We start from the raw sequence: 24,786 nt of genomic DNA on the forward strand, positions 1-24,786 counted from the left end.
CATTCGAACTCTTCCGTGGCTCGAAACTCGTTTATCGGATCGGCCCCTTATTCGGAGCACGGGTGGTTAGCACGTCGCCGACCACAGGTCCGTGCTCGATAGTGCCGTCTGCTCCGCGCCGATACCTGATGCCGGCCTTGCAGGCATGGGGGGCCATCTCCCAAACCCAGCCGTGGAGTTGGCGCCCGGTGTTCTGGGGCGAAAAGAGCGGCATGTTCATGCGCAACCCGTCATCCTCGCAAAGATCGAGCGTGCACATGACGGTGCCTTCTCCCTCCTCTTCATCTTCTTCATCGAGGTTCGGAGCGGCGACATGGGTGATCGTGGTGAGAAGCGGCTCGACATGTATCAACGCCTGCAGTGCCTTTGGCAAATCCATGAATGGCGGTGACGGCAAATCACGGTCATCGCAGGGATCCTCCGGGAAGGCGTCATCCAGCGTCACCCGGCGAAAGTAGTATTCGCTACGCCCCATCTCGTCGTAGGCACCGATCGGAGTTGCAATGGCCCCCAACTGTTGAGCGCGCAGCAGAAACGTCATCCCGCCCGAATGCATTGCGACCAGCCGGCTGTCATTGTCATCGCCGCCGGATGAATCCTGTCGCAGGACGATGTCGAGAGCGACAATCTCATCGCCAGCGGAACTGTGCGAGACCTTGTAGGGGCCGCTGTAGGATCGTACGTCGATGCGCTCGAACGTCCGGTGGTGGATGCGCCAGAACAGCAGGCGGTACTGACCGTCCGGTTGCAACGCCAGCAGTCGGTGCCAGTCGATGTAGGAGGACAGATACAGGCCGGCGAGACCCTGGCCTGTTGCGATGTCCTCGAACATGGAGCGGTGTTCGACCGGCATGGCGTCCGCCACCGTTGTCGGTTTGTCGTCTTTCGGCTCGGGCGAGTCGACGGCATCGCGAAGGCGCCGATGCATGCCGAGCGCATCGACTTTCACGATCTGCAGCATCTGCATCGACAACAGCAACTGGTTGACTTCGTAGACTTCGCCTGGCACGAGCGGTCCACATTCCCTGTGTGCGGACTGTGCCAGCGCCGGCGAAATGATCGATTCAAGCGCATCTCGCTCGCAAAGAAACTGATTGAAGAATTCGTCGAGACTCCAGGCCAGGACACCGGTCTCTTTCGACACGGGATCGACGTAGGACACATCCTCGTCCGTGGCTGTCAGTTTGCGGTAGTAAACAAGCATGCCGAATGGCGTCAGCGCGATGGGGATGCGCCGCACGTCATCCGGTGGCGAAATGATCCACCGGTCGAGCACGGGTTGCCACGGCCGCGGGTCGATCAGCGCGAGCTGCAGATCACCATAGAATCCAAGCCCTTTCAGGCGCCATAGTTCGATGAGGCTGGAGGGGAGAATGCCTTCGTAGGCGGAGAGCAGGTCGCCAGGAGCCGGCGAAACTTGGCGCGAGGGGGGATGCGTCTTAACAAAGTGGTGAAGAGCGAGGCGACGGAAAAGGGCCATACAAATATCTCCAGCAAATAGTTCCGCAAAACGATCGAGCCCATCTGTCTCAACCAACGACTTATCTGCCCGAGAGACGAGAGTCGTTATGCCCGTCCAGTGCAGGATTTCAGACTTGAGCTGGCATGGACTGTACTGTTCTTTTCTTCGAGGAGCCTGCATGTTCCTGGGCATAGAAGAGGTATCGCCTTGTTCGGAAGACACCTGCACAAGCGACTGTACATAGGGGAAACGGCTAGCGGGCCTTGTTTCATCCGCTGCAATGCTTTCTGACGCGTTTTGGCGAGTGTGTGTAGGAATGGACGACACGATCAGTGTGCGGCAAAGCCGAACCAGCTACTCGTCTATTCGTAGTGGCACAAAGGTGGTCGCGGCCTGCCTTTGTTGGTGGGGGTTGTGCCGTCATACCATCCAGCGCCCCGGGCTATGATGCCGATCTCGAAACCTAGAAAAGCGTTGGGAGCTTTGCTGCCAATTACCTGTTCCGCAACCTCATGGAATTTCCAGCTTGGGGTACCGCCAACTCGGCAAATGGCCTCGCCGGCAGCGTCAGCCCGGATCAGTACATCGAAATGTCTAATGAGTAGATCGTGGCTGCGCTTAATGTCGGGCAGCTGCGGTGTCTCGGCGCATCTTCCACTTGTCACGATGAAGCCCGGCGGTACGTACAACAGGTCCGGCGAGTAGAATGACAACTCTCCTGAGACGATCGATGCGCTGAGGAATCGCAAGTATTCCAGATGAGCCTTGTCATTGTTCCAACCGCGAGATGTCTCCAGGGTCTTAATGAGGCCCGGTCCGTCCAGGAAACATCCGATATCGCCATCCTTCGCGTACGCATCGGCGGCAGACAGATTCTGGATAACCTCAGGATCACTCACCCGGATTTCGCTCGTCACAACGGGCGGCCGGATTTCGCAAGCCTCCGGCGAAAGAACCAGCCAGTCACCGGTCTTCACTGTTTTGGGATCGTTGCGCACGGTTGCCGCATAGGTTTCGATTGCCGAGAGTTCGATGTCATTGGCGACCGCCGCCGCGATAGTTGAGGGCCCGATGGCGCAGCCTTGGGCCGCGAAAAAGTCCTTGATCTGCTTGTCGTCGGCACTGACCGGCGCAGCGGTTAGCGAGATGGCAATCGCCAGCGCCGCGAGAGTCTGCAAGGTTCCGGTAATGTTGCTTGTCATGCGGCCTTCTCTGTCCCTGCTTCAGCTTCTGCGCTCACGAAGATTGAGAGCCGGGCAGAGCGTAAGTCTTGGTGCGCGGCATGGTTTCTTGGCGGTACAGATTCATCGCCTGAGCACCTCCGGGTAATAACACATATACCCCTTGCTGCAGCCTTCGATCGAAGGCCGCAGCTCTTGTGCAAATCGCATGACCTGTTCGGGATCGTCGCCCGCTTCGACACGATCCATTACCGACCGAACCATTTTCACGCTTGCAAGTTTCCTTGCCAGCGGAGCTTCCCGCCCCGCGATCTTCACTGCAGTAATCCGGCCTTCCAGTAATGCCGGTAGGGCACATAGTCCACATGGACCAAACGGCATGCCGGTCTCAGTAGTCGTGAATCCACAGGAGAAGCGATACCAGAGCCATTGCCTGTATTCCCGGTCATTCTCCTGAAGTTTGTCGATGAGCGATTCTTTAAGGCTTCCGCCGCCGCGCCGGCTGTAGTGGTTTACAAAATTATCCATGCATATCGGGCCGCCCAGATTGCGAGGTAGGTGAAGAGTTGCACATGCGCCTTCCTCGAATATGCATCCATCATTGAGAATGAATGTCTCGATTTCCAGGTCGGGTGTTTCGGCCGATATTTCACATGCTTCGCATATCGTTATATCGCGAGGCAGGATCAGCCGTGAGGCTCCCAGTTCTCTGCAAAGCCGTGCTGCGCTGCTGTTACGACAGGTCGCAACAGAGCTGACATGAATCCGCAGCGACGGTACATGTCCCGCCAGCTCTCCGATCAAGCCGAGGTCGGAAACGATCAATGCATTGCCACCCATGTCCCGAAACGACTCCGCCATCGTGACAAGGGCAGTCAGCTGGTCATTCGTATAGCTCTGGGCATTGAGAACCAGAGACATCGAACAGTCGTTCCGGTGTGCGATCTGGATTGCCTGCTCAAGCTCGGCATGGCTCCGGAAGTTTCCGGATGGCCGTCTGTTCGCATTCAGCCCCCCAAACCTTTCGAGCCAGGCATCCGGAACGAACCCGCAATACAACTCCCTGGCCCCGGCACGTGACAGGACCTGGACCTCTTCCGTACTCATGACCGGCGCGACAATTTTCATATCGCCTCCCCGGGAACGACGAGCCGGTTGATGCGTCCCTGCTCAACTGCACTCATGACGAACCCAAGAGCCTCCCGCGAATGCCTGGAAACGATGGTGTTGCCCAGTTGATACGCACTAAAAGTATCGCTGGCAGTGGGGCGCTCAAGCCTTGCACTGATTTTCAGGCACTCTTTCCTGCATTTGCGACCCACAGCGAATCGTTCCGGTCCTTGAAGTGCGAGCGACCCTATTCGACACATTCGGCCTTTTGCGACGCAGGAAAATGGAACGTGAACACTCGTATGCATCGGCAGTGTGGAAAATGTGTCGCTGTTGACGGATAGAGGCACATCGATCTCCATTCGGCAGAACCCCAAACGGGCGAACATCGGGCGTAATGGAGCCGGGTCAAAATCGCACTGGGCGGGCAAGTTGGACTGCCCGAGACGTGGGTCTTTCAGCATGCGGCACAGGATGCGCCCTGCGGCCAACCGGAGCGCCGGGAAGTGCTCCTTGACGAAATGAGCCACCCCCCAATCGTTCGCGACCACTTCGCAACCCTCCGGGAGGCAAGGCAGCAGATCGGCCAGGGCTCGCATGACCTGCGGGGAAGCGATTGGCGTCAACAGCGCGATGCGGAGGTTCAGATCCCGGGCATGGTCGACGGCCTTCTTCAACATGTTCGTGCTCGGGAGAAGGTGTTCGCAGAATTCGCTGCCAACGTAGAAATGGGTTGGTGCGAAGCCGGCAAGCCATCGGGCGAAGTCCGGGTCGCCCAGAGTGGCCAGCCAATGTGCAAGGCGGGACGGCTTGTCCTCGCCCATTCGCAAAAGCGACGCCGGGTTGACCGCCGATACGGCAAGTTCGGGTGGGCTGTGACTCGCTACCATCGGATCCTCACTGATGAATGCTGTTGGTTCAGTCATGGGTCGTTTGGCGTCTTGTCTCGGCCCGTGAATTGCCTGCCGGAAAGGTGCTACGCAAGGGGATATCGCCAGGCCTCCCTCATCTCCCGCGAGCAGCCTTGCTCATCACCGTGGCATTTCACTCGGTGACACCATTCTTCTTCTCAAGGAGTCGCTGGGAGCCTGCCTGCTCCCAGGCATGGAGCCCATTCCTCGATGGAGGTATCACCTCGTTCGGAACGGCTTGTACTACGGTCGGGGCGTTGCTGCCCCGATAACATGGCGGGGCAGGGCGCTGGAGATGAGGGCGGCGAGCAGCACGAAGGCCGCGGAGATCCACAGGCAGGCGACCAGCCCATGGGCCTGGAACACCCAGCCCGACAGCACGGTGCCGATCAGCCGGCCCATGGCGTTGGACATGTAGTAGAAGCCCACGTCCAGCGACACGCCGTCCTCCTGTGCGTAGGAGACGATCAGGTAGCTGTGCAGCGAGGAGTTCACCGCGAACAGCGCGCCGAACGCCATCAACCCTCCAGGCAGCACGATCTCGGCCGGCCAGCCTGCCGTCAGGCCAATCGCGATGGCCGCCGGCAGCAGCGCCAGTCCCAGCGCCCAGACGAATGCCGCGCGGCCGTCCGGCACGTGGCCGCGGTGTTTGCCGGTGAACGCCGGGGCGAAGGACTGGACGATGCCGTAGCCGATGATCCACGCGGCGAGGAAGCCGCCGACCAGCCAGAAATCCCAGCCAAAGGTTTCGCTGAGGAACACCGGCAGCGCCACCACGAACCACACGTCGCGCGCGCCGAAGAGGAACAGGCGGGCGGCGGAGAGGATGTTGACCGCCCGGCTCTTGGAGAGGATGTCGCGGAACTTCGGTTTGGCCTTCGCCTTGCCCAGGTCCTTCTTCAGCAGGATCAGGCTGGCGAACCAGATCAGGCCGAGCACCAGCGCCATCGCCAGCACGGAGCCACGGAAGCCGAGGAGGGCGAGCAGGGCGCCGCCGAGGAAGAAGCCCACGCCCTTCAGCGCGTTCTTCGAACCGGTGAGAAGCGCCACCCAGCGGTACAGCCGGCCCTGCTGGCCGTCCGGCACCAGCAGCTTGATCGAGCTCTTGGCGCTCATCTTGTTGAGATCCTTGGCGATGCCGGAAAGCGCCTGCGCGCCCATCACCCACGGCACGCTGAGCCATGCCGCCGGCACCGTGAGCATCAGCAGCGCGATCACCTGCATCGCCAGGCCGACATTCATGGTGCGGTTCAGGCCGAGGCGGGCGCCGAGGTAGCCGCCCAGCAGGTTTGTGACCACGCCGAAGAATTCGTAGAACAGGAACAGCGCGGCGATCTGCAGCGGCGTGTAGCCCAGCGCGTGGAAATGCAGCACCACCAGCATGCGCAGGGCGCCGTCGGTAAGAGTGAACGCCCAGTAGTTGCCGGTCACCAGCAGATACTGGCGCACCTCCGCCGGGAGTGCCGCTATCGCCTTTATCACCATTCCCGTCAGCCTGCCATGCCGACCAGCCTGGCCAGTTCGACGGTGCGGTTGGCGTAGCCCCATTCGTTGTCGTACCAGGCGTAGATCTTCACCTGAGTGTCGTTGACCACCATGGTCGACAGCGCGTCGATGATCGACGAGCGCGGGTCGGTGCGGTAGTCGATGGACACCAGCGGCCGCTCCTCGTAGCCGAGGATGCCTTTCAGCTCGCCCTCGGCGGCGGCCTTGAGCAACTGGTTGACCTCCTCGACGCTGGTGGAACGCTCCACCTCGAACACGCAGTCGGTCAGCGAGGCATTGGCCAGCGGCACGCGCACCGCATGGCCGTTCAGGCGGCCGCGCAGTTCGGGGAAGATTTCCGCGATGGCGGTGGCCGAACCGGTGGTGGTCGGGATCAGGCTCATGCCGCAGGCGCGGGCGCGGCGCAGGTCCTTGTGCGGCTGGTCGAGGATGCTCTGGGTGTTGGTCAGGTCGTGGATGGTGGTGATCGAGCCGTGGCGGATGCCGAGCTTCTCGTGGATCACCTTGACCACCGGCGCCAGGCAGTTGGTGGTGCAGGAGGCGGCGGTGACGATACGGTGCGACGCTGGATCGAACAGGTGCTGGTTGACACCCATCACCACGTTGAGCGCGCCCGATTCCTTCACCGGGGCGCTGACCACCACGCGTTTCACGCCCTGGTCGAGGTAGGCCTGCAGCATGGCTACCGTCTTCATCTTGCCGCTGGCCTCGATCACCACGTCGCAGCCGGACCAGTCGGTATCGGCGATGGCCTTGTTGGCGGTGACCGCGCTGCGCTTCTCGCCGATCACCACGTCATTGCCGTCTGCTTCCGCTTCATGCTGCCAGCGGCCGTGCACCGAGTCGAAGTTGAGCAGATGGGCGTGGGTCGCGGCGTCGCCGGCGGGGTCGTTGATCCGCACGAACTCCAGCTCGGGCCAGCCCCATGCGGCGCGCAGGGCGAGGCGGCCGATCCGGCCGAAGCCGTTGATACCTACCTTGATGGTCATGTTCGTTCTCTCGCGTCGATTCTGTTGGTCGGTCAGCAGCAGGCGGCGAGCCGCTGGGGACGGTCGCCCATGTTGTCGAGGCGTTCCGCGCTGCTGCTCAGCCAGTGCCGGTTGGCTTCCAGGGTGGTCGTCAGGATGCTGTGGACCCAGCTCGGCAGGTTCGGATGCAGGCGGTAGTACACCCACTGTCCCTGGCGGCGATCTTCCAGCAATCCGCAGGTACGCAACTGCGCCAGATGCCGGGAGACCTTGGGCTGGCTTTCGTCCAGCGCGCAGGTCAGCTCGCAGACGCACAGTTCTTCCTCGCGGGCGATCAGCAGCATCATGCGCACGCGGTTCTCGTCGGCCAGGCACTTGAACAGCGTGGTTGGGGTCAGGTGATGGGGCATGGCTGGTCTCGGAACGTACGGCGGACCGGTGGGGTGCCGAATATATATGAATTTTCGAATATACGAATTTTCGTATGAGCGGCAAGAGAATTTCTTGTTACAGCGAAGGAGGAAGGCCGGGAATGCGGGGATATGCATGGGCGAGGGAGCTTATCCCCCTCACCCTAACCCTCTCCCGGAGGGAGAGGGGACTGTTCGGGGCTGCGGTTGGCACGGCACCTCTCCCGACACCGATGCGCTCCCTCTCCCTCCGGGAGAGGGCTGGGGTGAGGGCGCTACGACGCCGGACAACCTGCCGAGGGAGAAGGTGGACAAGCTTCGCGTTGTCCACCCTACAAGGTCATCTACTACGCCGAACCGTGCTCCGCTGCCTTGCTCCTGCGGCTTTTCTTCAGTCTCCGGGCCCGGCGTTCCAGCCACAGGTAGACCGCGCAGGCGAGCAGCAGCGGAATCAGGAAGTACAGCACCCGGTAGCCGATCAGGGCGGCCAGCAGGCTGCTCTTGCCGATCTTCGCGTGCAGCAGTGCGATGAAGACCGCCTCCAGCACGCCGAGTCCAGCCGGGATATGCGCGATCACCCCGGCGATGCTGCTGACCAGCAGGACTGCCAGCACTTCGAAATACTCGGCGCGATCCGGCAGCAGGACGTACAGCAGCAGCGCCATCGTCGCCCAGTTGGACATGCCCAGCCCGGCCTGCATCAGCGCCACCCGCAGCGTTGGCAGGCTGAAGCGATAGCGCTTCCAGCCCCACTGGCGGCGCGTGGCGAAGCGGCAGGCCAGCAGGTAGCCCGCGCAGACGGCCAGCAGCAAGGCGCCGATCAGGCGCAGGCTGACGCTGCCGCTGGTCCAGCTTTCCGGCAATCGTGGAATGCCCGAGCTGAACAGCAATCCCGCCAGCAGCATGTAGCCGAACCAGTTGGTCACCACGCTGAAACTGAGGATGCGCGTGATGTCCGCCGCGCTCATGCCGAGTCGCGAGTAGAGGCGGTAGCGCATGGCGACGCCGCCTACCCAGGTGCTCAGGTTGAGGTTGAACGCGTTGCAGACGAACGCCACCGGGTAGACCCGGCGCACCGGCAGCGGGTGGCCGATATAGAAGCGGCTGAGCACGTCGAAGCTGCTGAACACCGAATAGCCGCCCAGGGCCACCAGCAGTCCGAGCAGCAGGGTAGTGGGGTGATATTCGCGCAGGGCGGCGATGACTTCCCGCCAGTCGATGCTCCTCGCCAGTAGAAACAGCAGGACCGGCAACAGGATCAGGAAGCCCAAGGAAAAGGCCCGGCGCGCGAGTCGCCACCTGCGCGCTTTCCGCTCGCCGGCGCTGCTCATGCCGAATGCTCCGAATCGAGGGACTGCTGGTCGTCACTGGCCGGGGAGTGCAGGCGCTGCCGATGTGCCGGCAACTGGCCGGCGATGGCCGGGAAATGTCGCAGGAAGTGGAAGCTGAGGAACACCAGCGGCGCCCTCCACCAGTAGCCGCGCCGCGCCACCTTGCGGGTGACGCGGCGGCAGCAGGTGGAGGAAAGCTCCTGCAGGTGGCGATCCAGTTCTTCGGCGAAGGCCGGGTCGTCGATCAGCAGGTTGCCTTCGAGATTCAGCGACAGGCTCAGCGGGTCGAGGTTGCTCGAGCCCACGGTGGCCCAGCGGCCGTCGGCCAGCGCCACCTTGCCGTGCAACGGCCGGTCGCAGTACTCGTAGATTTCCACGCCGTCGCGCACCAGGGTGTCGTAGAGCAGCTCGCTGCACAGGCGCACCAGCGGCATGTCCGGCGAGCCCTGGAGGATCAGCCGGACTTTCACGCCACGCCGCGCGGCCTTGCGCAGTTCGCGCAGCAGCCGGTAGCCGGGGAAGAAGTAGGCGTTGGCGATGACCAGCCGGCGCCGCGCCGCACGGATCGCCGCCAGGTAATGCGCCTCGATGTCCCGGCGATGGCGGCGATTGTCGCGCAGCGCCAGGCGTACGCGGCTGTCGCCGGCCGGCGGCGGCTGTTCGACCTTCGCCGCTTCTGCACTGGCGCCGTGCATGTCCAGCATTTCCAGGCAGGCATGGCGGATGTCCGCGGCGACCGGCCCCTCTACCTGCACCGAGTAGTCCTGCTTGGCCATGGTGCCGAAGTCGGCCAGGTGATCGGCGCTGAAATTGATGCCGCCGACGAAGGCGCAGCGACCGTCGACCACCAGCAGCTTGCGATGCAGGCGGCGGAACAGGTTGGTGCGCATGCCGAACAGGCGCGGCTGCGGATCGAACAGGTGCAGGCGGACGCCGGCGCCGATCATTTCCCCGATGAACCGCTCGCCAAGGTCGGCGCTGCCGTAGCCGTCCACCGTGACGATCACGCGGACGCCGCGCCGGGCCGCGTCGATCAGCGCGCGCTGGATGCGGCGGCCGACCTTGTCGTCGAACAGGATGAAGGTTTCCACCAGCACTTCCCGGCGTGCGGCTGCGATTGCGGCAATGACGCGGGGAAAGAAGTCCTCGCCGTTGATCAGCAGTTCCACGCTGTTGCCGTCGCGCCATTCGTATTTCATAAGCGTGCCTCCACGGCCAGCGGCAGGTGGTCGGAAAGGTGCGGCCAGGGGCGGCGCGACAGCACCCGGGGCTTGTGGGCGGAGAGCCTGCGCAGGTAGATGCGGTCCAGCCGCAGCAGCGGCAGGCGCGCGGGGAAGCTGCATGGCGAGCCGCCGAAGCCGTCGAACGCCTCCACCAGCCCGCAGCCGGCCAGCACCGGTCCGGCACGGCCGCGCCAGTCGTTGAAGTCGCCGGCCACGATCAGCGGGGCGTCGTCCGGCAGTTCGCCGACCAGGCGGCAGAGCAGGCCGAGTTGCTGCTGCCGTTGCGATTCGCGCAGGCCGAGGTGCACACAGATGGCATGCAGCACGATGGCGTGGCCGGGCAGTTCGATCTCCGCGTGCAGCAGCCCGCGCTGTTCGTTGCCCTTGATCGAGACATCCAGGTTGCGGTGGCTGCGAATCGGGAATTTCGACAGCAGCGCATTGCCGTGATGCCCCTCCGGGTACACGGCATTGCGCCCGTAGGCGTACTGCGGCCACATGCTGTCGGCGAGGAATTCGTAGTGCGGAGCGGCCGGCCAGCCGGGGTGGCGGCCGGCATGCCGGCGGTGTTCGCCGTGGACTTCCTGGAGAAACACCAGGTCGGCGGCAGTCTCGCGAACGGCATCGCGCAGCTCATGAAGAATGAAGCGGCGGTTGAACGTGGTGAATCCCTTGTGGGTGTTCACCGTCAGGATCTTCAACGCCCGCACCGGCGCAATGATGCCCTCCGTCACGATGGGGTTGGTTTCGCTCGCCCTGCTCACGAAGACTCCTCGAGGATTTCCCGCTACCTGTGGGAATGCCTGCAGCTCCCGTTCCAGCTCCTGGAGGGCGAGGAATCACTGGCGACAGGGCATGCAGAGGCCGGGGAGGCTGGCAATTTGCACGATCGGGCCGGGAGCGCCGCGCATTCTGCAATTCCCCTCGATTCGACCGACCGCCGATCCGTTCAGTGAAACGATCCGCCGGCGCATCCGGTCCCCACTACAGGCGGCGCATTCACGTGGCGCCCTCGGGAGCAGGCTCCCGTGGAATCCATGTCATTCACCGTCGGCAGTGCCGGCAAGGGAGCGTTTTCATGACGAGCGACGACAAGAAAGTGACCCTGAATGTTCTCAATGACCTGATCGAGACCAGCAAGGACGGCGCGGCAGGCTTCCACACCTGCGCCAGCGACGTGAAAAGTCCGGAGCTGCAGCAACTGCTGGAAAGCCGCTCGCAGCAGTGCGAGGCCGCGGCTGAGCAGCTGCAGGCGCTGGTCCTGCAACTTGGCGGCAAACCCAGGGATACCACCAGCGTTGGCGGCGACATTCATCGGCGCTGGGTGGATTTGAAGGCGATGGTCACCGGCAAGGACGAGAAGACGGTGCTCAGCGAGTGCGAGCGTGGCGAGGACGTCGCCAAGCGTCACTACCGGGACGCCCTGGGGCATCCGGAATTGCCGATGGACATCCGCGCAGTGATCGAGCGCCAGTTCGACGGGGTACTGCGCAATCACGACATGATCAAGAGCATGCGCGACAGCTACGCGGGACGTGTGTAGCGACCTGCCTAACGCCGGTTCGCCAGCAGTTCGACGACTTCCCGGTCCTCCGTCTGGGTGAAGTCGAGATAGTACTGGCCGACCGCGGCGAAGAAGTCCGGCGTGATCAGGCAGACCAGCTCGTCGACCAGTGGACGCAGGGCCGCGACCGTATCGGGCGGCCCCACAGGCACGGCGAGAATCAGTTTCCTTGCCCCGGCAGACGCCAGTGACTGCAGCGCGACACGCGCTGTACTGCCGGTGGCAAGGCCATCATCGACCACGATCACATCGCGCCCGGCCAGTGGCACCGGCTCACGGGAGCCAAGGTAAAGCCGGCGCCGTCGTTCGATTTCCGCGAGCTGCCGCTGCACCTGCGCCTCGAACCAGTCCGGCGGCACGGAGAAGTGGCGCAGCAGATTGTCGTCCCTGATCCATTGCGGATGCTCGCCGCCCACCACCGCGCCGACGGCGAGTTCCTCCTGCCCGGGTGCGCCGATCTTCCGTACCAGCAACAGGTCCAGCGGGGCGTTCAGGGCCCGCGCCACTTCATCGGCGACCGGCACGCCGCCACGTGGCAGCGCCAGTACCACCGGGTCCGGTAAATGGAGCTTCTGCAGCACCTCGGCCAGGGCGATGCCGGCCTGTCTGCGATTGGCGAACATGACGACCTCCGTTGCAGAGGTGTTCGACCCGGCGCCGTGGCGCGTCAGCCGAGCTGATCGACCATGACGGCGTTGGTGTAGATCAGGCTGCCGTCGCTCTGCCGGTGTCCGACCAGGTGGAACTGGCCGCGCTGCTCGTCGTCGCGGCTCAGGTAGACGCGCATCTGGCAATCGGAAAGCGGGCCGCACTCGGGTGGCGTGACCAGTTCCAGGGTGCCCATGTCGACATCGAACATCACTTCCGGCTCATGGGTCTTCTGCAGGTGCTCTTCGGCCTGTTCCAGACGCAGATGGTCGTCGTCGGTGACGTGGAAGTGGATATCGCCGATGGGGATGGATTTCTGGGCGCCGGTGGGCTTGCACCAGCCCTTGATGGTCAGGGTATTCATGCTCGAACCTCCTGCGTTATCTGTGAGTCACACCCTCCAGCAGAATATTAGACAAACTCCGGGCCATGACTACCCGTATATATCGCTACATATATCGTTAAACGATTCCCGCATAAGAATTTTCCTCTGGTAATCGACAGGAATAATGGAGACTTCCTGAAAAAGGAAAATACTGCCGTCTGTCGTGTCGAATAGATATCCCGGGAATATTCGAAATGCTCTGCGAGTACCGATTCAAACGCATTTCCGTTAATCGGAGGTGAGTGGCGAAAAGCGTGGAAAGGCTGGTCTAACGGCTTGAACGGCGGCGAACGCCGGTGCCTCGGGAGGGCGATGCTATACTCGCCAATTATGCAAGAAATGTGCAGTCGTAACTGTGCTTGAAGAGTCACACCTACCGACCGAAGGAGATGGGGATAAACAATAAACAGGTGCGAGTCAGGAGGTTTCCACATGAATCGGCACTATTACATCAGCAACAGTCTCGACGATCTGGAAGTTGTTGAAAACGAGCTGGAAGCCAGTGGCATCAATACCGAGCAGATACATGTGCTCAGTGATATGGATGCGGATGTAGAAGACCATCATCTCCACGACGTGAACTCGTTCATGAAGCAGGACGTGGTTCATTCCAGCGAGATCGGCGCGTTCATCGGCGTACCCCTGGCGGCCCTGGTGCTTGGCGGTGCCTACCTTCTGGGCTGGACCGAATCCGCCGCAGGCTGGGTGCCGTTCGTCTTCCTGGCCATCGTGATCCTCGGCTTCTGCATCTGGGAAGGCGGCTTCTTCGGTATCCAGGTGCCGAACGCCCACTTCACCCAGCTGAAGTCGAAGCTCAAGGATGGCGAGCACATCCTGTTCGTCGACGTCGACCCCGCCCAGCAACCGATCCTCGACCGGATCATCACCCACCACCCGCGCCTGCGTGACGCCGGCACCGGCGCTGCGGCCCCGCACTGGATCGTGTCGTGGCTGCACCGCTGGCATCAGTTCAAGCGTGCGATATAGCGACCAGTCACGTAGGTTGGCACTGAGCTTGCGAAGCCCAACATTGCCGGGAAGGGGTGTTGGGCTTCACTGCGTTCAGCGCCAACCTACGAATCACGGCCGACCTACGGGCCCATCCTACGTCTACGGCGTGGCACCCACGTAGGTTGGTGCTGAGCTTGCGAAGCCCAACATTGCCGGGGGTGGATGTTGGGCTTCACTGCGTTCAGCGCCAACCTACGAATCGCGGCCAACCTACGGGCCCAGGAATACTTCCCGGGTGAAGAGGACGTAGTTGCGTAGGATGGCACCCACGTAGGTTGGTGCTGAGCTTGCGAAGCCCAACATTGCCGGGAAGGGGTGTTGGGCTTCACTGCGTTCAGCGCCAACCTACGAATCGCGGCCAACCTACGGGCCGAAGAATACCTCCCGGGTGAAGAGGACGTAGTCGGATTCGGCGGCCATCAGACCGACCAGCACCAGCAGGCACATCGGTGGTACGAGGATGGCGTAGACCAGTGCCAGGCGCTCCCAGGCCATGTGCATGAAGATCGAGACGATCAGGCCGGCCTTCATCAGCATCAGGATGACGATCAGCGACCAGCGCAGAAGCCCGTGGAAGTGGAAGTAATCCACCATGTAGGAGAGGGCGCTGAGGACGAACAGCAGGCCCCAGATCTTCAGGTACAGGCTGATCGGATGCTGCTGGCCTTGTGCGTGTGTGGTCATGGCTGGTTCTCCCTCCGTGGCCTCACCACAGGTAGAAGAAGGCGAAGATGAATACCCAGACCAGGTCGACGAAGTGCCAGTAGAGCCCGGCGATCTCGACGATCTGGTAGTTGCCCGCGCGTTCGTAGTCACCGCGCAGCACCTTGAACGCCACGGTGCAGAGGTAGATGACCCCGATCGACACGTGCAGCCCGTGGAAGCCGGTGATCATGAAGAAGCTCGCGCCGAACTGCGCGGCGCCCATCGGGTTGCCCCAGGGCCGCACGCCTTCCTCGATCAGCTTGGTCCACTCGAACGCCTGCATGCCGACGAAGGTCGCGCCGAAGGCGGCGGTGGTCAGCATCAGCGCGGCACTGCGGAAGCGGTCGCGGCGGTAGGCGTAGTTCACCGCCATGGCCATGGTGCCGCTGCTGCTGATCAGGACGAAGGTCATGATGGCGATCAGGATCAGCGGGATATGGTGGCCGGCGATGGTCAGCGCGAAGACTTCGCTGGGGTTCGGCCAGGGCACCGTGGAGCTGATGCGCACCGACATGTAGCCGGTGAGGAAGCAGGTGAAGATGAAGGTGTCGCTGAGCAGGAAGATCCACATCATCGCCTTGCCCCAGGGCACCCGCTTGAAGGCGTCCTTGTCCGACGACCAGTCGCTGGCGATGCCTGGCCAGCCGGGGACGGCCTCGTCGGCGGCGGTCACGCTGGATTCCCGGGGTGGAGGAGGGTGCGAGGCCATGTTTCACCTCAGTCCGCAGAAGGCTGCGATGGCGTGGTAGGTGGCCGGTGAGCTGGTCAGCAGGAGCAGCAGGACGACCCACAGCGCCAGCAGGTAGTGCCAGTAGGTCGCGCACAGGCCGACGCTGCCGCTGAGCCGGGGTAGCGGCATGTGGTTCAGCAGGCGGGCGAAGGTGCGGCTCCAGGCGACCAGGCCGCCGAGCAGGTGGGCGCCGTGCAGGCCGGTCAGCAGGTAGAAGAAGGCGTTGGCCGGATTGCCGGAAACCAGGTAGCCGCTGTCGACGAACTGCTGCCATACCGCCAGTTGGCCGAGCAGGAAGCCCAGCGCGCACAACCCGCCGACGATCATCCCGGCCAGCGTGCCGCGGCGGTCGTCTCGCCGGGCGGCGACCCGCGCCCACTGCAGGCCGACGCTGGCGACCGCCAGCACCCCGGTATTCACCCAGAGCAGCCAGGGATTGGCCAGCGGCGCCACGGGATCGGTCAGTGCCTGCCAGTCGCCGATCTGCGAGCGGGCGATGAAGGCGATCAGGAACAGGAAGAACAGCGAGCTCACCACGCAGAGGAATACCCGCAGGCCGACTTTCGCCGTGCGCTCGCGGTCGATGTGCGCCGCGGGTTCGCCGCTCCAGCCGCTCGGGTCGTTGTCGTCGATGTTCTTCAGCAACTGGCTGTTCATGGCTTGTCACCGGTGGTTTGCGCGGCGGCCGTGCGTTGCTTCATCTGCTCCAGCTCCTCCTGGGAGACGGTCTGCGGCACGAAGTCCGGCTCGACTCCCGGCACGCTGTAGTCATAGGCCCAGCGATGCACCACCGGCAGTTTCTCGCCCCAGTTGCCATGCACCGGCGGGGTGTCCGGTGTCTGCCATTCGAGGCTGGTGGCGTGCCAGGGGTTGCCGCCGGAGGGCCGGCCCTTGAAGGCGCTCCAGACCAGGTTGAAGAGGAACAGCGACTGCGACACACCGACCAGCAGCGCGGCGATGGTGATGAAGACGTTCAGGTCGTGGGCCGACTGCGGGACGAAGTCGTACTCCGTGAGGTAGTAGCGGCGCGGCATGCCCAGCAGGCCCAGGTAGTGCATCGGGAAGTAGATGGCATAGGTGCCGAGGAAGGTGATCCAGAAGTGCAGCTTGCCGAGGGTGTCGTTGAGCATCCGGCCGGTGATCTTCGGATACCAGTGGTAGATCGCGCCGAACACCACGAGGATCGGCGCCACGCCCATGACCATGTGGAAGTGCGCGACGACGAAGTAGGTGTCGGACAGCGGAATATCGACGATCACGTTGCCGAGGAACAGCCCGGTCAGCCCGCCGACCAGGAAGGTGACGATGAAGGCGAGGGCGAACAGCATCGGCACCGTCAGGTGGATGTCGCCGCGCCACAGGGTCAGCACCCAGTTGTAGACCTTCAGCGCGGTCGGCACGGCGATCACCAGGGTGGTGGTGGCGAAGAAGAAGCCGAAGTACGGATTCATCCCGCTGACGTACATGTGGTGCGCCCAGACCACGAAGCTCAGCACGCCGATGGCGACGATCGCCCAGACCATCATGCGGTAGCCGAAGATATTCTTCCGCGCGTGGGTGCTGATCAGGTCCGAGACCAGGCCGAACGCCGGCAGCGCGACGATGTACACCTCCGGGTGGCCGAAGAACCAGAACAGGTGCTGGAACAGGATCGGGCTGCCGCCCTGGTGGTCCAGCGTCTGGCCCATGGAGACGATCGAGGGAATGAAGAAGCTGGTGCCCAGCAGCCGGTCGAACAGCAGCATGATGGCGCTGACGAACAGGGCGGGGAAGGCCAGCAGGGCGAGGATCGAGGCCATGAAGATGCCCCACACCGACAGCGGCATGCGGAACAGGGTCATGCCGTAGGTGCGCGCCTGCAGCACCGTGGTCACGTAGTTGAGGCCGCCCATGGTCGCGGCGACGATGAAGATCGCCAGGGAGATCAGCATCAGCACGATGCCCCATTCGGCGCCCGGCGTGCCCTGGGTGATCGCCTGCGGCGGGTAGAGCGTCCAGCCTGCGCCGCTGGGCCCGCCGGGGACGAAGAAGCTGGCGAGCAGCACGATCACCGAGAGCAGGTAGAACCAGTAGCTGAGCATGTTGACGTAGGGGAACACCATGTCCCGCGAGCCGACCATCAGCGGGATCAGGTAGTTGCCGAAACCGCCGAGGAACAGCGCGGTCAGCAGGTAGATCACCATGATCATGCCGTGCATGGTCATCGCCTGGTAATAGGCGCTGGCATCCATGAACTCCAGGCTGCCGGGGAAGCCGATCTGCATGCGGATCAGCGCCGACAGCACCAGGGCGATCAGGCCGACGAAGATTGCGGTCAGGGAGTACTGGATGGCGATGACCTTGTGGTCCTGGCTCCAGATGTAGCGCGTGATGAAGCTCTTGGGTTCATGCAGCGCTTCCGCTTCGGCATGCTCCGCATAGGCCATGGGCTTGACCTCCGGGAACGGTCGGGGCTACTCGCCCGGCTTCGCTCCGTTGGATTGTCCGGCGTCCTGTTCCGCCAGCGAGCGGATGAACGCGACGAGCGACTCCAGGTCCTGGTCGTTCGGGGTAAAGGCCGGCATCACCGGGGGATAACCCTTGACGATCTGCGCACTGGGTCTGAGGACGGAATCCCTGATATAGCTGTCGTCGGCCTTCACTTCGCTGCCGTCTGCCAGGGTTACCGTCTTGCCATACAGCCCCTGCCATGTGGGGCCGATGCCTTTGCTGCCATCCAGGCTGTGACAGGCGAGACAGCCAAGCGACTGCGCCAGCTGCTGCCCGCTCGCAGGCGCCGCGGCACCTGCAGCCGCCGTATCCTGGCCGGCGGCGCTCAACGACTTGATGTAGGCGATCAGCGCGGCCACCTCGTCGTCGCTGAAAGTATAGGTCACCATCACCGGCGGATAGCCTTTGACCAGCTTGGCCTTCGGATCGAGGATCGACTCCCTGATATAGGCATCGTCGGCCTTGACCGAACTGCCGTCGGCCAGTTCCACCGTCTCGCCGTACAGATCCTTCCACCCCGGGCCGATGCCCTTGCTGCCGTCCTGGCTGTGGCAGGCGTGGCAGCCGTTGGCTTCTGCCAGCTTGCGGCCTTTCTCCGCCAGTTCGCCGCCGGCGCTTGGTGCGGTGGCGGTGAGCGTCTGGGCGAAGGTCGGCTGCTCGGCCAGCCATTTGTCGAAGACTTCCGGCGTCTCCACCAGCAGCTTGCCGCGCATGTTGTAGTGGCCCACGCCGCAGAACTCGGCGCACAGCACCTCGTATTCGCCCAGCTTGTTCGGGGTGAACCAGAAGTGCGAGACCATGCCCGGCACCATGTCCATCTTTCCGCGCATCTGCGGGATGTAGAAGTTGTGCAGCACGTCCTTGGAGCGCATCAGCACCTTCACCGGGCGGTCCAGCGGCAGGCGCAGCTCGTTGCTCCTGATCAGCACGTCGTCCTGGCCGGCCGGGTCCTCGGGGTCGAGGCCGAAGGGATTCTTGCCGTCGATCCACTTGATGTCCGAGCGGCCGAGCTGGCCGTCCTTGCCGGCGAAACGGTACGACCACTGCCATTGCTGGCCGAGCACTTCGAGCTGGAAGGCTTCCTTCGGCACCCGGACGAAGTCGCTGTAGACGAACAGTCCCGGCGCGAGCATGCCGACGATGCCCAGCGAGGTGACGACGATCAGCCACCATTCCAGCTTGCGGTTTTCCGGCTCGTAGTGGGCGCGGATGCCTTCGCGATGGCGGAAGCGGATCACCGCGATGGCCATGAACGCGGTGATGGCGATGAAGAACACGCCGGTGATCAGCAGCGTGAGGAGCAGGGTGGCATCGATCGACCCCCAGTTCGACGCGGGCGGCGTCGGGTGCCAGGGCGCCAGAAGGTGAAACAGAACAGAAGCGACGATGACCAGGATTAGGATGATTGCAATCGCCATTTTCTCTCGATCCTGTTGGTCCAGCCTGCCGATCACGAACAGCGATGCCCGACAGCGAACTCACGGTGAAGTTGGGAACTTGCCAACCAACTCGGAGCAAAGGCTGTGAGCAGTATAGTGCAGGCCCGGCGAGCAGCCGGGTAATGGCGGGTGGACCTTGCGGAGGTCAGGCGTCGAGGTGGCTGATCTGCATGACTTCGGTGATGCGCTGGGCGCGGCCGTCCCAGAAGTAGCGCAGGTGCGGGCCCTGCACGGGAATCGACAGGGCGCGCGGGCGGAAGGCGGCGACGCACTCGGAACCCGGCGCGCGCACGCTGTTGTAGAGCAGGCCCCAGCCGCCGGCGTTGCGAATCTCCGCGGCGAACGGCTGGGTCACGGCATAGCTGGACGGATCGGGGGAGTGGAGTTCGGCGAAACCTTCGCGGATGTCATGCATCGGTTGCTGCACCTGGTTGATGTAGGTGCGCATCGTCAGTTCCAGGCTGTCTTCCCGGGTCGCCGCCATGAAGCGCTCGCGGTGGTAGACCGTTTCCGCCACGGCGGTGCTGAGGGAGTTGGCGCAGTAGTAGACCCCATAGGTGCCGTCGGTGAAGCGGCTTTGCGCGCCGACATGGGTGAAGGCCGCCATCACTGGCGTGGAGCCCGGCCCCGACACGCGATCCTCCGGCGCCACCCGCGCCAGTACGCCGGCCTCGTCGAGCAGGCGGTCGTTGGTCATCGCTTCGATGGCGAAGGCCAGCTCGAGATCGGCCGGGTCGAGCACGTCCTCGAAGACCGAGATGGGCGGGAAGGAGCTGCTGATGATCCGGTAGGCCCTGGGCCAGTCCGGCAGGGTCCGTTCGATCTGTTTCAACCGCGCACTCCATCCAGATAGCGGCGCACGTCGGCCAGGTCGATCACCCGGCCGGCCAGCATGTAGTCCAGCGCGCTGCGGCCGTTGAACGGCGCTGCGCTGTTGGCCTTGTGCACCCACTCGTCGCCGCGCTCGGGGTTGGTGCTGAAGATGATCCGCAGCGCCTTGTGGATGCCCATCAGGTAGGAAATCCGCTCCAGGGTATCCCGCGGCAGACGCACCTCGGGCAGCTTGCGATAGCTGTAGTAGGTGGTGTTACCGATGGAGCCGAGCAGGGTGCGCTGCTGTTCGGGCGTGCAGCCCCAGCGCTCCATGAGGTTGAAGAAGAACTTCAGGGCGACCCGGCCAGCCGCGGGGCTGCCGGTATCGGCGGCGGGAACTGCAGCGTGGGTTTGCATGGGAACCTCCTTCTTCGGACTATCCCCCGTCTGGCATTGCCGGCGGCGGGCTACCTCGTGACTGCAGTATAATTCGTATGCGAATAATTTTTCCAGTTTGATTCGGATACGTATATCAAGGCGAAGTGATGGCTACCGGCCTTTTCTTCCAGCCCGGTAACGCCATTCGGCAGGCGGGGCATGGCTGGTCATGTCGGAGGCGATTGAAAAGAGTTTATGATTCAAGCTCATGCCTTCAGATGTTAAGGAAGAATCTCCGGATGCTGTCTGCCGTCAAGCACTACACATCGCTGCTATCCGGAGCGTTGGCACGCTATTTCCCTCGAACCACCGCCTATCTGCGCGAGGAAGGTCTCACGCTCACAACGCAGAAAAAGCCCAAGGCGCGGACGAAGAAGGGCTCCAGTGCAACCAGGGGCAAGGCGGAAAACGGCAGGAAACCGGCGAAGCCCCGGAGCAAGAGCGCAAGGCCGGCCGGGCAGGGCATCTACCCGGCGACAGCGATGACCGTGAGCGAGCAGCAGGTCGCGGCCATGCGCGAGCAGGTCGGCAGGGCCGTGGCGGCGGGGGTGGTCAGTGCGCCTTCGGAAGAGCAGTGGGCGATGATCCTCTGCCGCGATCCGCTCACCCGCATCTTCGCCGGCGCGGGTTCCGGCAAGTCCACCACCCTGGTGCTGCGCGTGGTGTTCATGCTCTGCCACCTGGGCATCGAACCTGGCCGCCTGACCGTCATTTCCTTCACCAATGCCTCCTGCGCCCAGCTGCGCGAGCAACTGAAAAAGGTTCTCGGCTTCTGCCAATACCCCTTCGATGACGCCCAGGCCCGGCAGTGCGTACGCACCTTCCATTCGGCCATGGGCGTGCTGGCCAGGGAGGTGCTGGGCAATCCGGCCTGGTTCGAGCAGCTCGACGAGAAGGGCGCGTCCGCCGATGAGCTGGACAATCCGCTCACGTCCTCCCGCCTGCGGCCAGCCCAGCAGCGCCTGCTAAAACGCGCTTATCAGGATTGCTACACCCAGGACGCGGGATTCCGCGAACGGGTGCACAGCCTGCTCGGGCTGCCACCGCCCGCGACGGAGAGCAAGCCCGGCAAGGCGCCGCTGGATGGCTTCAAACTGACGGGAGAGTTCGCGCCATTGCCGCTGTTCGAGGCATTCCATGCCCAGGCGGGATTCATCGAGAGCATCGGCATCCGCCTCGACCGGCTGCGCGCCCGCGACCTGCAGTGTTCCACGCGGGAGCGGCAGTTCCTCGAAGCGCTGCTGCTGTTCTGGAAGCACTTCATGGCCTGCCTCGGCGAGAACGGCCTGATGACCTTCAACGGTGCCTTCCAGAAGCTCAGCGATGTACTTGGAGCCGAAGGGAAGGGCGTTCCCGTCCAGGCCCTGGCGCCATTCAGCCACCTGCTGATCGACGAGTTCCAGGACATCTCGCCGCAGATCGTGCAGTGGTTGCAGGCGCTCCACCGGGCGCTGGCGCGCAAGGGGGAAGCGGTCAGCCTGATGGCCATCGGCGACGACTGGCAGTCGATCTACGGCTGGCGCGGCAGCTCGCCGGAGCTGTTCATGGACTTCGACCGGCACTTCCCCAGCCGCGGCCGGGCGAAGAAGAGCAGCGTGCTCATGCTGGAGACCAACTACCGCTCCATCGAACCGGTCATTCGCGATGGCGAGGCGGTGCTGGCCGGCGTGGCCTTCAAGCAGACCAAGACCAGCAGGGCCTTCAAGACCATGCAACCCGGCGACCACGGCGTGAAGGTGGTGCAGCGCTTCGACCTGAAGTCGCGCCTGCCGGAGCTGCTGAAGGAAATCCACGGGCAATGCGAGCACGTCGCCGGACGCCGCTCGAACGAGCGCACGGCGGTGCTGGTGCTGAGCCGGCGCAACGAAGCCTTGCAGACCATCCAGGCGCAGCTGGACCGCAAGCTGCCGGTCAAGGCCTACACCATCCACCGCGCCAAGGGACTGCAGGCGGAAGTGGCGATCATCGTCGATGACTGCCTGCCCCCGGAAAAGCACCCGCTGCGCAACGAGCTGTATGCCCATTCGGGCTTCTTCCGCAACAGCTACGACCAGGCGATGCAGGACGAGAGCCTGCGCCTGGCCTACGTAGCCATCACCCGTGGCGTGAGCCGGGTGCTCTGGTACACCCGCAAGGCCCAGGGGGCGACCCAGGTTCTGCTGCGGCGCTGAGTTCGCCTGCATCTCGCGCTCCAGGGCCGGCCGTGGCCCTGCCCGCATCCGGCAATCCATATCCGAACAAACCCACCAGATCACCTCTGCCACGCGGATGACGCTGCCCATCCGCGCGCGGCTAATTCCGCCTCGTGCCGGCATTCATGGTGTCCGACCAGCGGTTCATAGCCAGGTATGAATTCTCAGAAAAATAAATCTGTCCCCTTATTTGTTTCTCGCATGGAGAAACGTCTTATTTGAGAAGCGGGCTCTAATTAGAAGTTACAGGCGGAACAGGGCATCTTTCTTTCGAAACCTCTGAGGAGTCTCCCTTTCGAGGAGGATCGTGTGATTCGCTCCAGCCAACTAGCTCTGGGTTGCTCCAGTTCTTAGTATGGATGATACCGTTTGTAACTCCCGAAAATTCAGCAAGTTCACAGGCAAAAAAACGGCTGGCATGATTGCGTACGCCGCCTGGGCTTTTGTTTAAATTAAAGCGTAGATCCTTGACTAACGATGGCCTTTTATTCGGCGGTATAATTATGTTAATTGGCAGTCTGATGTAGGCGAGGGCCTCACCGTGCTCGAAAATTCGATCTATCTCCAATCCTTCGGCATTATGTTTTCGGGGAGGATTGGGAGTGCTGCGGTAACCGGTAACCGGGGAAGAGTTGAATGCAATGACTTTTTGGACTCGGACTGGATTTACTTTTGATTGAGGGAGTGCATAGGCTAGCTGTTGGGCCAGCCCTCCTCCGAGAGAATGGCCAATAGCGACAATGCTAACAGTTGGCGGCAATTTGCCTTGTTGAATACGATTTCGAATTTCAGCCTCGAAGGCTTTGCTTACATAGTCTCGCGTAATATCGTACTGATCCTCCCTCCTGAGCCAACTTGGAATAAACCATCTCCCGTTTGATATCCAATCTTGATATTGATCCGCCTGGGTGCCACGAAATACGATGGCAACTTCAGAAATACCCTCAATTCCTGGAGCGGTGCGGTGCTCCCAGACACTAAAAAATAGGCTGGGAGTTTCAGCTTGCCTTGCTAATTTTGGGGGCGGGAAGTCAGACCACGCATACCAACCAGGGGTTGGAATCAATTCGTTGGTTTCATTTTTACAAGCTTGAGCAAATTGCATTTGTAAAATTGATTGCTGAGCGCCAATGTTTTGCTGGGTTTTAATATTGGCAATAATTATTTTTTGCTTGTAATTTGGCCAGTCGAGGAGATAGGAATTTGCAGCCAAGGCAGTGTACTGCCAATAATTCTTAGCGAATTTCGCCACATCTCGATACGGCTTATATCTAGTCTCATCCGGTTTTCGCACCAATACGGTGCAATCATCTTGGAGCAAGATACTGCAACCAGCCAGCGCAGCACATAAAAACACCAGCGTGACTGACTTGATATACATGGCATCGAGCCTCATGTTTGATGGGGTAGTGCTACTGGCAAGCGATTTAATGATAGCTGCCATCGCGAATCGAGGGATTTAATTTTTATGGGCGCTTTTAACATGCCCGACAAATGGAGGCGGCGAACGTCAAAATTCTCGCCACTCCATTAAGTGGGTTCTATTTTGTGATTAAACCGCATCCAGCTCCGGCAATCATCATGAGGAACCTAATTACATCTGCAATCTTTTCCCCGTAAACCGGTATTTTTTCAAGTTTCGGAAGCCACTTCTCTAATCTTGGCTTTACATTTTCCTCATACTTCTTACAGAGATCTTTTAGGTCGGCTTTTTCAATTTGCTTGCTATCAGAATTTAGATATTTGTGAATTTCATCGAGCTCTTCTAGTTCTTCATAATCTTTTGCCATGACTTGTGCTCCGGTGATTAATATGAGTGCGACATGCCTAGGTCAATCAAATCAGCACACACCCGGCTAATGATGGTGCTTTCTACTCGATAGCTGTTTTTTTTGTTATGCGACTGAATAGATATTTAGTTTGCGATGTGTGTCACACTTGCCGCTATTCATTCATGTTGAAGCAACTCGCGGTTTTGCCTCGTTGCAATAGGGATCAGGATAGGTACGGGCCTGCTTGCTGGAATGGGGGCCCCGCAGAGCCTGAGACCTGCGGCATGACTCGATGAGCTCTTCCGGTGACCATAAGGCTTCTGGATCGGAAAAGGGGCAGATTTGTTTTCCTACTCTAATTTCGGCCTTCGCAGGTCAGAAGGCCGATAGCACGGTGTGTCAATCCCCCTGACCATTGGTCCTCCAGTAGTGGCCGTGGCCCTGTCCGCATTCAGCAATCCATACCCGAACAAACCCTCTAGATCACCGCTGCCACG

The 24,786-nt window shown here is 61.9% G+C and carries 24 protein-coding genes; 3 read left to right on the top strand and 21 right to left on the bottom strand.

Annotated features, from left to right (window positions below; all coding sequences use genetic code 11):
- Positions 1 to 31 precede the first annotated feature (31 nt).
- The 10 genes from JFY56_RS00120 to JFY56_RS00165 all read right to left on the bottom strand — a co-directional run bounded on the left by JFY56_RS00120 (position 32) and on the right by JFY56_RS00165 (position 10,824).
- Complete coding sequence (locus tag JFY56_RS00120) at positions 32 to 1,480, bottom strand: GAD-like domain-containing protein (protein WP_208311462.1); 1,449 nt, start codon at positions 1,478 to 1,480, stop codon at positions 32 to 34.
- A gap of 344 nt (positions 1,481 to 1,824) precedes the next feature.
- Complete coding sequence (locus tag JFY56_RS00125) at positions 1,825 to 2,664, bottom strand: hypothetical protein (RefSeq protein WP_208311463.1); 840 nt, start codon at positions 2,662 to 2,664, stop codon at positions 1,825 to 1,827.
- Between the two features lie 102 nt (positions 2,665 to 2,766).
- The gene (locus tag JFY56_RS00130) at positions 2,767 to 3,771 is read right to left on the bottom strand and encodes a U32 family peptidase (RefSeq protein ID WP_208311464.1); all 1,005 of its coding nucleotides are present in this window, start codon (positions 3,769 to 3,771) and stop codon (positions 2,767 to 2,769) included.
- Complete coding sequence (locus JFY56_RS00135; protein WP_208311465.1) at positions 3,768 to 4,679, bottom strand: hypothetical protein; 912 nt, start codon at positions 4,677 to 4,679, stop codon at positions 3,768 to 3,770. Before JFY56_RS00135 ends, JFY56_RS00130 begins: the two co-directional genes overlap by 4 nt.
- 228 nt (positions 4,680 to 4,907) lie before the next feature.
- Positions 4,908 to 6,143, bottom strand: a complete 1,236-nt coding sequence (gene arsJ / locus JFY56_RS00140; RefSeq protein WP_208312473.1) for an organoarsenical effux MFS transporter ArsJ — start codon at positions 6,141 to 6,143, stop codon at positions 4,908 to 4,910.
- A gap of 11 nt (positions 6,144 to 6,154) precedes the next feature.
- Positions 6,155 to 7,159, bottom strand: coding sequence for an ArsJ-associated glyceraldehyde-3-phosphate dehydrogenase (locus tag JFY56_RS00145; protein WP_208311466.1), 1,005 nt, complete (start codon positions 7,157 to 7,159; stop codon positions 6,155 to 6,157).
- A gap of 32 nt (positions 7,160 to 7,191) precedes the next feature.
- Positions 7,192 to 7,548 (bottom strand): metalloregulator ArsR/SmtB family transcription factor, encoded by a 357-nt coding sequence (locus tag JFY56_RS00150; protein ID WP_208311467.1) that lies wholly within the window; start codon positions 7,546 to 7,548, stop codon positions 7,192 to 7,194.
- Between the two features lie 347 nt (positions 7,549 to 7,895).
- A complete protein-coding gene (locus JFY56_RS00155; RefSeq protein WP_208311468.1) occupies positions 7,896 to 8,879 on the bottom strand; it encodes a lysylphosphatidylglycerol synthase domain-containing protein in 984 nt (327 codons plus the stop codon).
- Positions 8,876 to 10,078 (bottom strand): cardiolipin synthase ClsB, encoded by a 1,203-nt coding sequence (gene clsB / locus JFY56_RS00160; protein WP_208311469.1) that lies wholly within the window; start codon positions 10,076 to 10,078, stop codon positions 8,876 to 8,878. The genes JFY56_RS00155 and clsB overlap by 4 nt, the downstream gene beginning before the upstream one ends.
- Positions 10,075 to 10,824, bottom strand: coding sequence for an endonuclease/exonuclease/phosphatase family protein (locus JFY56_RS00165; RefSeq protein WP_408004375.1), 750 nt, complete (start codon positions 10,822 to 10,824; stop codon positions 10,075 to 10,077). The genes clsB and JFY56_RS00165 overlap by 4 nt, the downstream gene beginning before the upstream one ends.
- A 356-nt stretch (positions 10,825 to 11,180) precedes the next feature.
- Between JFY56_RS00165 and JFY56_RS00170 the strand changes: the two genes are divergently transcribed.
- Positions 11,181 to 11,645, top strand: coding sequence for a PA2169 family four-helix-bundle protein (locus JFY56_RS00170; RefSeq protein ID WP_208311471.1), 465 nt, complete (start codon positions 11,181 to 11,183; stop codon positions 11,643 to 11,645).
- An 8-nt stretch (positions 11,646 to 11,653) separates the two neighbouring features.
- Here JFY56_RS00170 and JFY56_RS00175 read toward each other — a convergent pair whose 3' ends face one another.
- Both JFY56_RS00175 and JFY56_RS00180 read right to left on the bottom strand, forming a co-directional pair.
- Complete coding sequence (locus JFY56_RS00175) at positions 11,654 to 12,289, bottom strand: phosphoribosyltransferase (protein WP_208311472.1); 636 nt, start codon at positions 12,287 to 12,289, stop codon at positions 11,654 to 11,656.
- A gap of 44 nt (positions 12,290 to 12,333) precedes the next feature.
- Positions 12,334 to 12,678, bottom strand: a complete 345-nt coding sequence (locus JFY56_RS00180) for a hypothetical protein (RefSeq protein WP_208311473.1) — start codon at positions 12,676 to 12,678, stop codon at positions 12,334 to 12,336.
- A gap of 453 nt (positions 12,679 to 13,131) precedes the next feature.
- Here JFY56_RS00180 and JFY56_RS00185 point away from each other — a divergent pair, with 453 nt between their 5' ends.
- The gene (locus JFY56_RS00185; protein ID WP_208311474.1) at positions 13,132 to 13,686 is read left to right on the top strand and encodes a magnesium transporter; all 555 of its coding nucleotides are present in this window, start codon (positions 13,132 to 13,134) and stop codon (positions 13,684 to 13,686) included.
- A gap of 387 nt (positions 13,687 to 14,073) precedes the next feature.
- On the opposite strand, the gene JFY56_RS00190 is transcribed toward JFY56_RS00185, so the two are convergent.
- The 7 genes from JFY56_RS00190 to JFY56_RS00220 all read right to left on the bottom strand — a co-directional run bounded on the left by JFY56_RS00190 (position 14,074) and on the right by JFY56_RS00220 (position 20,304).
- Positions 14,074 to 14,394, bottom strand: coding sequence for a cytochrome C oxidase subunit IV family protein (locus tag JFY56_RS00190; protein WP_208311475.1), 321 nt, complete (start codon positions 14,392 to 14,394; stop codon positions 14,074 to 14,076).
- Between the two features lie 22 nt (positions 14,395 to 14,416).
- Positions 14,417 to 15,124, bottom strand: a complete 708-nt coding sequence (locus tag JFY56_RS00195) for a heme-copper oxidase subunit III family protein (RefSeq protein WP_208311476.1) — start codon at positions 15,122 to 15,124, stop codon at positions 14,417 to 14,419.
- Positions 15,125 to 15,127: 3 nt separating this feature from the next.
- Entirely contained in the window at positions 15,128 to 15,802 is a 675-nt protein-coding gene (locus JFY56_RS00200) for a cytochrome c oxidase subunit 3 (protein WP_208311477.1), read from the bottom strand.
- Complete coding sequence (locus tag JFY56_RS00205) at positions 15,799 to 17,571, bottom strand: cytochrome c oxidase subunit I (RefSeq protein WP_208311478.1); 1,773 nt, start codon at positions 17,569 to 17,571, stop codon at positions 15,799 to 15,801. The genes JFY56_RS00200 and JFY56_RS00205 overlap by 4 nt, the downstream gene beginning before the upstream one ends.
- A 27-nt stretch (positions 17,572 to 17,598) precedes the next feature.
- Positions 17,599 to 19,053, bottom strand: a complete 1,455-nt coding sequence (locus JFY56_RS00210; RefSeq protein ID WP_208311479.1) for a cytochrome c oxidase subunit II — start codon at positions 19,051 to 19,053, stop codon at positions 17,599 to 17,601.
- 166 nt (positions 19,054 to 19,219) lie between these two features.
- On the bottom strand, positions 19,220 to 19,897 hold the full coding sequence (locus JFY56_RS00215) for an RES family NAD+ phosphorylase (protein WP_208312474.1): 678 nt from the start codon (positions 19,895 to 19,897) through the stop codon (positions 19,220 to 19,222).
- A gap of 5 nt (positions 19,898 to 19,902) precedes the next feature.
- Positions 19,903 to 20,304: an MbcA/ParS/Xre antitoxin family protein gene (locus tag JFY56_RS00220; protein WP_208311480.1), complete on the bottom strand. Its 402-nt coding sequence runs from the start codon at positions 20,302 to 20,304 to the stop codon at positions 19,903 to 19,905.
- A 260-nt stretch (positions 20,305 to 20,564) separates the two neighbouring features.
- On the opposite strand from JFY56_RS00220, the gene JFY56_RS00225 reads away from it, so the two are divergent.
- Positions 20,565 to 22,496: a UvrD-helicase domain-containing protein gene (locus tag JFY56_RS00225; RefSeq protein ID WP_208311481.1), complete on the top strand. Its 1,932-nt coding sequence runs from the start codon at positions 20,565 to 20,567 to the stop codon at positions 22,494 to 22,496.
- 253 nt (positions 22,497 to 22,749) lie between these two features.
- Here the strand turns inward: JFY56_RS00225 and JFY56_RS00230 are convergent, their stop codons facing one another.
- Entirely contained in the window at positions 22,750 to 23,961 is a 1,212-nt protein-coding gene (locus JFY56_RS00230; RefSeq protein WP_208311482.1) for a lipase family protein, read from the bottom strand.
- 97 nt (positions 23,962 to 24,058) lie between these two features.
- The gene (locus JFY56_RS00235; protein ID WP_208311483.1) at positions 24,059 to 24,307 is read right to left on the bottom strand and encodes a hypothetical protein; all 249 of its coding nucleotides are present in this window, start codon (positions 24,305 to 24,307) and stop codon (positions 24,059 to 24,061) included.
- Positions 24,308 to 24,786 lie beyond the last annotated feature (479 nt).

The sequence above is a fragment of the Pseudomonas schmalbachii genome (assembly GCF_017589465.1).
GTDB classification, from domain to species: domain Bacteria; phylum Pseudomonadota; class Gammaproteobacteria; order Pseudomonadales; family Pseudomonadaceae; genus Pseudomonas; species Pseudomonas schmalbachii.